This is a genomic window from Xenorhabdus bovienii (assembly GCF_024721015.1).
Classification (GTDB): domain Bacteria; phylum Pseudomonadota; class Gammaproteobacteria; order Enterobacterales; family Enterobacteriaceae; genus Xenorhabdus; species Xenorhabdus bovienii.
Genome location: NZ_JANAIF010000099.1, coordinates 1 through 9,197 on the forward strand (window position 1 = coordinate 1; position 9,197 = coordinate 9,197).

Consider the following 9,197-nt stretch of genomic DNA (forward strand, 5'->3'; position numbering starts at 1 on the left):
CGCATTATGGATGCCCGTGTTTTTGGCGCGATGATCCCTGCCTTCACGCCTGGCGACTGGTCACTGATGCTGTCGCCTGTCACAGAACTGATGATCGACACACCACAGCCGATGCCGTTTTGCCGCCCCGAAACTTGCGGAGAAGGTAACAGTGAAATCCCCTTTACGTTAGGCGAACACCTGCTGGACGTTTGGTTATGCTCCCCCTACGGCCTGAAAGTGTTAACCAGTTCACTTTATGATGATTTATGGGAAAACCACGGCAGCATGGCGAAGCAATTGGATCAGCCAGAAGGCAGTTTGGAACCCCGGATTGAACAATGGTTAAGACAAAAACTCGACGCCGGACAGCGAATTGAAAAAGTGTCCAGTCAGGATTACCTGCTGGCGATGGAACAAGAAAAAGAACAGGAGAAAGATCGATGAATGATGAAAATTCGATTTATTATCATGATTGCCAGAAAATACTTAAAAGTGATTTATACATTAAACTGGTCAGAGACTACACAAATGAACCGATACCCAATGTGCCTTACACACTGACAAATAAAATGGAGAATTCGGGAACAAGTGATGGTAATGGGATGAATCTTGAAGAGGGTTTAACCAGCACGCCTTTCAAGGTCAAAATAAATCCTGCTCAGACAGTTTAGCTGTCGCGCCTCATTAAACATACAGATGAGGCGAATGGCTGGATATAAATGCTTAGTAACGGAATGATATTAACCCTATTTTAATCAGGAAGACATAATGGTCGAAATCTTTAAAAAACATAAATACGATGACATGGAGTTGTACAAGAGCACCCAATCAGTTGCAGCGTGTGACTGTCATTTCGAAGAAAAAGATGGAAAACAAATTAAAGTTATTGATGTCCCCATCCTCACTTGTGAGTGTGTTTGGCGCAGGTATCAGAAAGAGGCCGAAGACATTGTTGCACCCGGCGGCAAACTGATTGCCGATCCCAAAGAACGCAATAAGCGCATAAATCAGGCTTATGCTAAAATATGGTTGGAAGATAACCGCTTCCAATGGGCTGGTCTTGCTGCTTTTGCTTCCAAGCAAGTTGGGTGTGGTTTGTTACATGCCTCTGAGTTAATCGAAAAGATACAAGCTGAATATGACGCCATACAACGCAGTTCTGAGAATGCAGGAAAAGGAAAAATAAAATGGAGTATCCCAGGATTGATTACTGTGCATGAAAATACGAATAGCGCTCAAACTAAAAGAGAACTTGAGCAAGTTCACGAAAACAACCCAGTTCCACTTTTTGACGCCCGCAGTCGTGATGAGTCATTAAGTGAGGTGCAGCAACAATTCAACTATGTGTATGAAATGATGGCGCTGGGAAACACAACGTTATTCTTGGATGTGTATCCACTACATGCTTTTTACAAACAACGTGGACTGAAAGATTTCAAAACTTGCCTAGGTGTACGCCAAAAAATTGACTACAGCAGCCAATTCCCAATACTATGGCCAATAGGGCAAGATAAGTTGCGTTTTGGTCGTGACTATCCAGATATTCTACTCGCCTTTGAAGCGATAGAAGCAGGGAATATTGCTAAAGGTGTTGTGCATCTCGCCAATCACGAACAAATCAATATATTACAACCCACAATGTATAGTGATTCTGATTTAGTATTTGCATTAAATGGCAACCAGTTCGCCTATGTCACAAATATTTTGCCTTCTAGTGTAACACAACCTGTTGAGCTAACAATGGCCAGCCAGTGCAAACGTATCGATAATAAAAGAACTATTACGTTTAGCGACTATAACCCTATAGCTGATTTATCAGATGTAAAGCAACGTATGCCTTTTGTTTTAAAGGCAGCAGATCGTTTTGATGAACTGCTACGTGGCAGTAAACGATCTTTGATCGAAGAGTCTCTACAAGATATTGCGTCATGGGGAGGTGTAAAATGAGCCTCTTACAGCGTATAGACTGGCGGCACAGTGGTTTAATCTTCGTGTTATTCGTCATTCTAGGACTGGCAGGTATCTATATCTACCAAGTCTTTTATTCTCGCGAACCTGAGATAGCCCTGATGATCGGCGAACCTTACGAGGCGATGCGACAGCGTTCCAGTGCCGCTATTGATCCCGACCTTCCAGGTAAAATTTGGCATAATATCCCAAAAACGGATGCACGTTTACGCTTTATCGACCCGAAATATGGATTTGTCACGCCTACTGCCCGATTCTTTACTATTTTGTATGATGATGGAATCATCACTAGTGTACGCATGTCGCCACAAATAGAGCCATTACTCTACGAGGATGCGATCAAGATTGTGTTGGATTTACAAGATCAGTGGCGCAAAGCGGGTTGGATACCTACTCGTACCAGGGAGTACCCACCCTTGGTTAATACACCAGAATTACATGATAGCCTTCGCAAGATGAAAAACCCAGGAACAACCTATTGGCAAGCTGGTGAGCAGTATCAAATCATGATGGACGTAGGGCGTTTCAAAGATGATAGGCATCCTGATGAAGAACGCTATTTGATCACATTGGTGATTTCCAAGCCATGGTAAGCAAGCGATAACGCAAAATTACATGGGCGTGAGAATATTATTTTCTCATGCCCACTATTATTCAGGATATTACTTCAGGATGAGATATAAAATGAGTCTATTACAACGAATAGACCAACGACGCAGTGGTTTATCAGAAAGAGGCAGAAGATATCGTCGCACCCAGTGGTAAACTGATTGCAGATCCCATAGAACGGAACAAACGTATTAATCAGGCTTATGCTAGACGCTGCCGTCATGATATGCATGAACAAATACAAGCTAATAATGATGCCAACCGACGCGTGCGCAAGTGAGCTAGAAAACACAATGGATAATCCATTTTACTTTCTTCATCCAAAGCTGAAGGCGCAAGCAGAAAATAAAGTTGAGGATTTTGCTCAAGCTGTGGAAGAAGCAAGGCAAGCCAGTAAAAACAATAGATTATCAATATCTTCCTATGTACCCGGCCTTCAGGGAATATCAAGTTTGTCACAGTATTCATTCAACTATGTGTATGAAAAGATGGCGCTGGGAAATACGACGCTATTTTTGGATGTATACCCGCTTCATGCTTTCTACAAGCAACGTGGATTGAAAGACCTCAAAACTTGCCTAAATTTACGCCAAGATATCTACGGTAATAGCCAATTTCCAATATTGTGGCCAATAGGACAAAATAATTTGAAGTTTGGCCTTCCCTATGACGATATTCTACTCGCTTTTGAGGCGATAGAAGCAGGAAATATTGCTCAAGGTGTTGTACATCTCGCCTATCACGAGCAAATCAATATATTGCAAACCACAATGTACAGTGACGAGCAATTAATAGTGTTCTTGTGGAGTAACCAATTCTCCTATGTCACAGGCTTTTTACCTGATAATGTGGCACAGCCTGTTGAGTTAACGTTGGCTAGTCAATGTCAATTCATTGATAATGAAAGAACTATCAAATTTAGCGATGAGGTGGCTAATCTTGCCGATGCAGATCAGCGTATGCCTTTCGTACTTAAGGCAGCGGAGAGTTTTGATGAATTGCTGCGTGGTAGAGACCGACATTTGATTGAAAGATCTTTACAAGATATTGCGGCAGGGAGAGGTGTAAAATGAATCTCTTACAGCGTATAGACTGGCGGCACGGTGGCTTAACCTTCGTGTTATTTGTCATTCTAGGGCTGGCAGGTATCTATATTTACCAAATCTTTTATTCTCATGAATCTGAGATAGCCCTAATGATTGGGGAACCTTACGAAGATATGCGACAACGTTCCAGTGCTGCTATTGATCCCGCTCTTCCAGGTAAAATTTGGTATAACGTTCCAAAAACGGACGCACGTTTACGTTTTACCGATCCAAAATATGGATTTATGACACCACCTGCCCGATTTTTTGTTGTTAAGTATAATAATGGAATAATCGAGAGTGTACGCATATCTCCACAAATTGAGCCATTACTCTTCGATGATGTGATCAAAATTGTACTGGATTTACAAAATCAGTGGCGTAAAGCAGGTTGGATACCTGTTTATGATAGGACGTTCCCACCTCTGGCTAATACGCCAGAATTGCGAACCCAACTTCGCAGTTTAAAATGTTCTGAAACAACCTACTGGAGAGCTGGTGATCAATATCAAATTATGATGAATTTGGGATGCTTTAACGACAAGAAACATCCTGATGAAGAACGATTTATGATCACGGTGGAAATTGCCAAGGCGCGATAGTTCCTTGCTGTAGTAAACAGGTGATAACGCAAACTCAGATGGAAGTGAAAGTATTATTTTTTCATACCTACTACACAGGCCAATACTGACGCGCTTCGCTTGTCTTCTCCGATTTACCGGACTAATAAATTAACCCGGTAAATCGGAGAGCTGAAAAAACATTTCTATTGGTTGCCTCTATAGCACTACACAAATTTCCACGGGATAACGGGGTAAATGGCATATTTATTATATATTTCATCTGGTTATCCTATCCCATGTTATCCCAACGTATCCCGTGATAGTGTGTCACCACTTTAAATTGTTTTAAATTCAATATATTAATGCCTACCAGAGAGAAGTTTTTTTCGGGATAATCTCCACTGTCACAATATCGCTTTATTTGAAATCACATTACGTTACGGGATGGAGCGGGATAATACGGGATAAATATAATATTCATAACTAACTGATATATTTTAAAATAAACATCTCTTATCCCAATATCCCGTTATCCCAACGTTTTTTAACTTTATGCGATTGCTAATCTTCATCCTTGAAAACCAGTACTACAAACCGTCCCTGAGTGCCGTTAACAGAAATGGTTTTACTGATAAAGCGGTCTTTCTCCGCTTTAACCAACATCCCAGCCTCTTCTAAGGCTTCAAAGCCGGATTTCTTCTGTAATCCCTGCAATATTTCTGCTTCAAATACACTAGGGATAATATGGTATTCCGCCTGTCCATCATGACGGCGGTTATGCACCAGATATCCGGCAAGATCGCTAATTCTCATGGCGTGCGCCGTATCAATATCACCATTTGGCCTGCCATAGGTATAAGGCTGAAAGCGTGACAGTCCGTATTTCTGGATAAAGTCACGAGTTCTCGTGATCACCTGATATTTTTCCCGGTTTCCGATGCCAAAATCGGCTAACCAGTCATCGAAACTTTGCTTTACCGCAGCATGACACGCTTCTTTACTCCAGCCGGTGATATGGGTTGCCAGTTCTCCAACGGCATCCAGTAACGCGAAACGAACGGCAACACGCTTTACTTGAGCTGAGGCTTCTTCTGGCAGGCCATCAAACCATTCTTTCTCTTTACGGGCGGTCATTTCGATTGCCTGTTCCTGATGCTCAGACAACCATGAAATCCATTCACGACCTGCTGCACCACAATAGCGTTTGGATTCTCGTTTGATGGCTCTTGCATGAGAATCACCATCTTCATAGCCATTGAAAAACTCAGTATCAATAAAAGGCACACTAAGCAGCCTGACTAGCTGCCCGGCTTTTGGCGTGATCCCGCCTTTTATCAGGAACGTTTCTAAATCTTCCTCTCCCGTTGAAAGGGCTGCAATCTTCCAGCGGATCACAGCACGGTTTCCACCTTCCCGTTTCCCCTGAATTTTACCGACACCGTTAAACAGGCTGTAGGCACTGTTAGCAACTTCTTTCGGATTCGAGCTTTGTCCTATTTCATCAATGGGCATGAAACCATCATTACGGGCTGCGGCTTCGTTGTTTAAACCGTGGTTAGTTCCATGCCATGATAACTTCAATTCTTCGGGATCGCCGTATAAGCTGCTGGCAGCCTCAACGGTGGTGGTTTTACCTGCTGAGGATTGGGCGAACAAATGCACACCAAAGCAACTGCCACCTGTCAGCGAATTAAGTGGTGCAGCCAATCCCATCAGTACGCCCAACATCATTGAGCGGTTGCCTTGCAGCAATGACGCAACGTGTGTTTTCCACTGTTCGGCGCGTCCCCTGACCACATAACCGGCAATGGCGGATGTACCGCCACTGAATGCCACGGGCATATAGGGTTGGCCGATGATTTCACCGTCCGGCATCACATACGCTCCGCAGTGCCAACCTGCTTTCTGCGTCACAATCCATTCACGGCGATCGCCGCTGCGTTGCAGATGTTCAGCTAAAATAGGCAACAAACTGTTTTTTACGGTGATATTCATTCCCCGCGAGCGCAATCTTGCCCAGCCAACCGGCATCCCGATTTCACGGCGGGGAAGTGCCTCAACAATATATTTTCCCGAACCTTCCTGGCGTAGCTTGATAATGAGATAGCCTTCGCTGCCATCATTGCCAATGCCAACGATTTCCATGTGATCACTCAGCCATCTTTCAACTTCGACAATTTCTCCACCTTGTTCTTTAGGCTCAACCCAGTAAATTCCCTTCTTGCGGATATCGATATGAGGTTTTAGCGGGTCGTATTCGTTCTCCCGGTATTCACCTGAATTAGCGGTTACAGATTTTGCTGCTGGTTTTTTCTCTTCTACCTGATACAGCCCTTTACTGAATGCCTGCTTTGCGGCCTCAATGCCATGCTGCTGACGATAATCATCCCAATCAGCTTTATGTTCTGTAGGTGGTAACGTAACCCAACCATTCACTGCGAGAGCCGCTTTTTCTGCTGAAATCTTGCCGATATTTACCTTTGATCTGCCGTTTTTATCCAGTTCGTCGGGATGATGCCAGTCATTATCTGCTGCCAGAATAATTTTCGTGTCCGGCCAACGCTCCCTAACGGCTTTAGCGGCATAGAGCAAATTGCCAGCATCCAGAGCCGCCAGAACAGTACTTTTATAGAGTTGGTTAACCGTGAGTGCTGTGGCGTAACCTTCGGTAATAATAACCGTGTCGGGGTGTTCGTGCAGCTCTGATAGCGCGATAAACGCGCCTTTCTTCTGGCTGCCGGGAAAGAGTTTTTTCTCACCATTCGGTTTGATAATCTGTGCGCCTGTTACTTTTTTGTCCAGTGTTGCGAGTAGCAATACTGCCGAATTATCGGACAGTAGGCGTTGATTAGGGCAATACAGCCCCTTTGCGGTCAAATAAGGAGACTGCCCAGCAACAGTTTGTGCCATCAGTGCTGCGACTTTTTCGGCAATCGGCTGTACTGGATAAGTGGTTTCTTTGGCGGGCTTAAGTTCTGGTAAAGGCAATGCCAGTGCATTCGCAACTACTTTGGCTGCTTCAAAAATCGAAATTCCTTTGGTTTTTGCCACTAAATCCAGTCCATCACCATAATTCGGGGTATCACATTGGCGACAGTGCCAGTTGCCATGATGGTGATCGTCGATAAAGTGAAAACGATCGGTGCCACCGCAGACAGGGCAAGCGCTATGTTTACCCTTTGCAGGAATTTCGATGCCACAGGCAGGCAACAGATTTTCCCAATGATACATGGCGGATTTTTTCACGGTCTGGATCAGGTCGAGTGGTTTTTGGCTGCCTGATCTATCCAAAGATGTAAATTTAGGGCGAGTTTGGTTATGCTGTGTATCAGCCATTATCGTTACTCCAATTAACGGTTATTGGTCAGACGCCTCAGATGTGTTCCAGCACTCTGGGGCGTTGTTTTTTCATATTGATATAGGTAATGTGTAATGACACCTAAATACATTACAGTGAGTGTAATTGACATGTCAACACACAAAAATACTCGTCGGGGCAATCCCCCATTCCAATTCAGGCTTGATCCTGAACTACGGGCGCTCATGGAAATAGCCCAGGCACAAGATGGCGATGAATCTTTAGCTGCGTGGATTAAGCGCATTGTCCGTAGAGAATTGCAGTCAAGAGGTATTGAATCTAACTCCTGAAAAAAGCAAGTTGAGGGTAGGCAAGTGCCACCCTTAGCTTTTGTATTCTTATCAAATGGTAGGTACATGTCATTAAATACCACGAGATTCAGCAATCCGCTGATCTACCCAACCATCAATTTCTGATTCAACAAACGCAACCGAGCGAGGGCCGATTTTGACTTGTTTCGGGAATTTATCTTCTTTAATAAGCCTGTAGATCCATGCCTTGCTATAGCCCGTTCTGCGCTGAACTTCTGGCAGGCGAATAAAACTTTCTTTAGATGTTGTAATTGTTGGCATGTATACCCCCTGTTATCGAGTCCTTGAAATGCCTTGGTAGACGTTATTTGATGACAGAGGATTATTTAAAAATTCTGTTTAATTGAAAGCGTAAACTCTTTATGCAATTTGTGAAATTAAATGTGCCTGTTGACTGTATAAAAAACGGACTTGTGTGCCTCGGGCACATAAGATTAAAAAACAACCAACACTCAAATTTGAGTTAATTAATTTAACTACATGAAAAATAAATAAAATATATTATTATAGTAATATGGGAATTTGGGTTGATCATACGCTATACGAAAAACAAACTTTGTTGCCTGGGGCAACAAAGTTTGTAAAATCGCCATTTGAATAAAGAATAAACAAAAAAAGGTAAGCTAAATTGTTGACAAGATCAGAATATGAAATTTATATCTGTTTATGAACTGCATGAAAAATAGTCTTTGCTGGCACTACCAGCAAAGGATAAAAAATCACCATATGATAATTGTTATACTATGGTGGATTTAATTGTTACTACCTGACAGTCGGTTAATCCAAAATTGAGAATTGAGGTGTGCGCGTTAACTACAGGCTACAGAGTATGCTACCTTTATAGATTATGTGCATTTTGTTTGATTCAGGAGTTGGCTATAACTCAACTCTATTTCTTCTATAAAATCCTCTGCAATTGTAGGAAAACCGTAAACGAAACACTCTTTTTCTTGAACTTTAAATAACTTATAGAGATAGCTTTTTTTCTGATACGAAACATGCACAGAAGTGAATGGTCTACTTAGTACAATTTCTCTGTTTAGCTCTTTGGTATTAATAATGTTGTATTGATCTCCCGTAATATCAATTACAACGTCACCGATTTCTAGCCAATAGTGAGTTATTTCATTATTTTTTCCAGTAGCAGCCCTAACACCTTTCAGCTCAAGTTCTGACCATAATTTCAGAAAATGATAGGAAAGAAGCATTGAAGAAAGTGTACAACTCATAACCGGAAAGCACTCTAGTACTACAGCCGTAATTGCTCTGTAAGCCGATGATTTCCCCGGCGGCGACAGTGACATTGTTGTGCCCGGTATTG

The 9,197-nt window shown here is 42.7% G+C and carries 10 protein-coding genes and 1 pseudogene; 8 read left to right on the plus strand and 3 right to left on the minus strand.

From position 1 onward, the window contains the following. From NXS07_RS17470 to NXS07_RS17500, 7 genes and pseudogenes are all read left to right on the plus strand, one after another. Nucleotides 1-426, plus strand: a pseudogene (locus NXS07_RS17470) (DUF4123 domain-containing protein); the annotation flags it as partial. Continuing rightward, entirely contained in the window at nt 423-653 is a 231-nt protein-coding gene (locus tag NXS07_RS17475) for a hypothetical protein (RefSeq protein ID WP_258087264.1), read from the plus strand. The pseudogene NXS07_RS17470 and the gene NXS07_RS17475, both read left to right, overlap by 4 nt. 97 nt (nt 654-750) lie before the next feature. Continuing rightward, nucleotides 751-1,929: a DUF2515 family protein gene (locus tag NXS07_RS17480; RefSeq protein ID WP_258087265.1), complete on the plus strand. Its 1,179-nt coding sequence runs from the start codon at nt 751-753 to the stop codon at nt 1,927-1,929. Continuing rightward, complete coding sequence (locus NXS07_RS17485; protein ID WP_012989439.1) at nt 1,926-2,543, plus strand: hypothetical protein; 618 nt, start codon at nt 1,926-1,928, stop codon at nt 2,541-2,543. Before NXS07_RS17480 ends, NXS07_RS17485 begins: the two co-directional genes overlap by 4 nt. A gap of 125 nt (nt 2,544-2,668) precedes the next feature. Next, nucleotides 2,669-2,839 carry a hypothetical protein gene (locus tag NXS07_RS17490; protein WP_258087266.1) on the plus strand — a complete coding sequence of 57 codons (171 nt, stop codon included), beginning with the start codon at nt 2,669-2,671 and terminating at the stop codon, nt 2,837-2,839. Nucleotides 2,840-2,852: 13 nt separating this feature from the next. Beyond that, nucleotides 2,853-3,632, plus strand: a complete 780-nt coding sequence (locus NXS07_RS17495; protein ID WP_258087267.1) for a DUF2515 family protein — start codon at nt 2,853-2,855, stop codon at nt 3,630-3,632. Further along, nucleotides 3,629-4,246: a hypothetical protein gene (locus tag NXS07_RS17500; RefSeq protein ID WP_258087268.1), complete on the plus strand. Its 618-nt coding sequence runs from the start codon at nt 3,629-3,631 to the stop codon at nt 4,244-4,246. Before NXS07_RS17495 ends, NXS07_RS17500 begins: the two co-directional genes overlap by 4 nt. Before the next feature lie 522 nt (nt 4,247-4,768). Here NXS07_RS17500 and NXS07_RS17505 read toward each other — a convergent pair. Next, a complete protein-coding gene (locus NXS07_RS17505; protein WP_080718465.1) occupies nt 4,769-7,543 on the minus strand; it encodes a DUF927 domain-containing protein in 2,775 nt (924 codons plus the stop codon). A gap of 132 nt (nt 7,544-7,675) precedes the next feature. Here NXS07_RS17505 and NXS07_RS17510 point away from each other — a divergent pair, with 132 nt between their 5' ends. Then, nucleotides 7,676-7,855: a YlcI/YnfO family protein gene (locus tag NXS07_RS17510; RefSeq protein WP_258087269.1), complete on the plus strand. Its 180-nt coding sequence runs from the start codon at nt 7,676-7,678 to the stop codon at nt 7,853-7,855. Nucleotides 7,856-7,927: 72 nt separating this feature from the next. Here NXS07_RS17510 and NXS07_RS17515 read toward each other — a convergent pair whose 3' ends face one another. Next, nucleotides 7,928-8,137 (minus strand): helix-turn-helix transcriptional regulator, encoded by a 210-nt coding sequence (locus tag NXS07_RS17515; protein ID WP_038224403.1) that lies wholly within the window; start codon nt 8,135-8,137, stop codon nt 7,928-7,930. A gap of 584 nt (nt 8,138-8,721) precedes the next feature. After that, nucleotides 8,722-9,180 (minus strand): hypothetical protein, encoded by a 459-nt coding sequence (locus NXS07_RS17520; RefSeq protein WP_258087270.1) that lies wholly within the window; start codon nt 9,178-9,180, stop codon nt 8,722-8,724. Nucleotides 9,181-9,197: the final 17 nt, after the last annotated feature.

Coding starts and splice junctions, on each gene's coding strand:
- NXS07_RS17485 (WP_012989439.1), top strand. CDS start 1,926: ATGAGCCTCTTACAGCGTATAGACTGGCGGCACAGTGGTTTAATCTTC.
- NXS07_RS17495 (WP_258087267.1), top strand. CDS start 2,853: ATGGATAATCCATTTTACTTTCTTCATCCAAAGCTGAAGGCGCAAGCA.
- NXS07_RS17500 (WP_258087268.1), top strand. CDS start 3,629: ATGAATCTCTTACAGCGTATAGACTGGCGGCACGGTGGCTTAACCTTC.
- NXS07_RS17505 (WP_080718465.1), bottom strand. CDS start 7,543: ATGGCTGATACACAGCATAACCAAACTCGCCCTAAATTTACATCTTTG.
- NXS07_RS17515 (WP_038224403.1), bottom strand. CDS start 8,137: ATGCCAACAATTACAACATCTAAAGAAAGTTTTATTCGCCTGCCAGAA.
- NXS07_RS17520 (WP_258087270.1), bottom strand. CDS start 9,180: ATGTCACTGTCGCCGCCGGGGAAATCATCGGCTTACAGAGCAATTACG.
- NXS07_RS17480 (WP_258087265.1), top strand. CDS start 751: ATGGTCGAAATCTTTAAAAAACATAAATACGATGACATGGAGTTGTAC.
- NXS07_RS17475 (WP_258087264.1), top strand. CDS start 423: ATGAATGATGAAAATTCGATTTATTATCATGATTGCCAGAAAATACTT.
- NXS07_RS17510 (WP_258087269.1), top strand. CDS start 7,676: ATGTCAACACACAAAAATACTCGTCGGGGCAATCCCCCATTCCAATTC.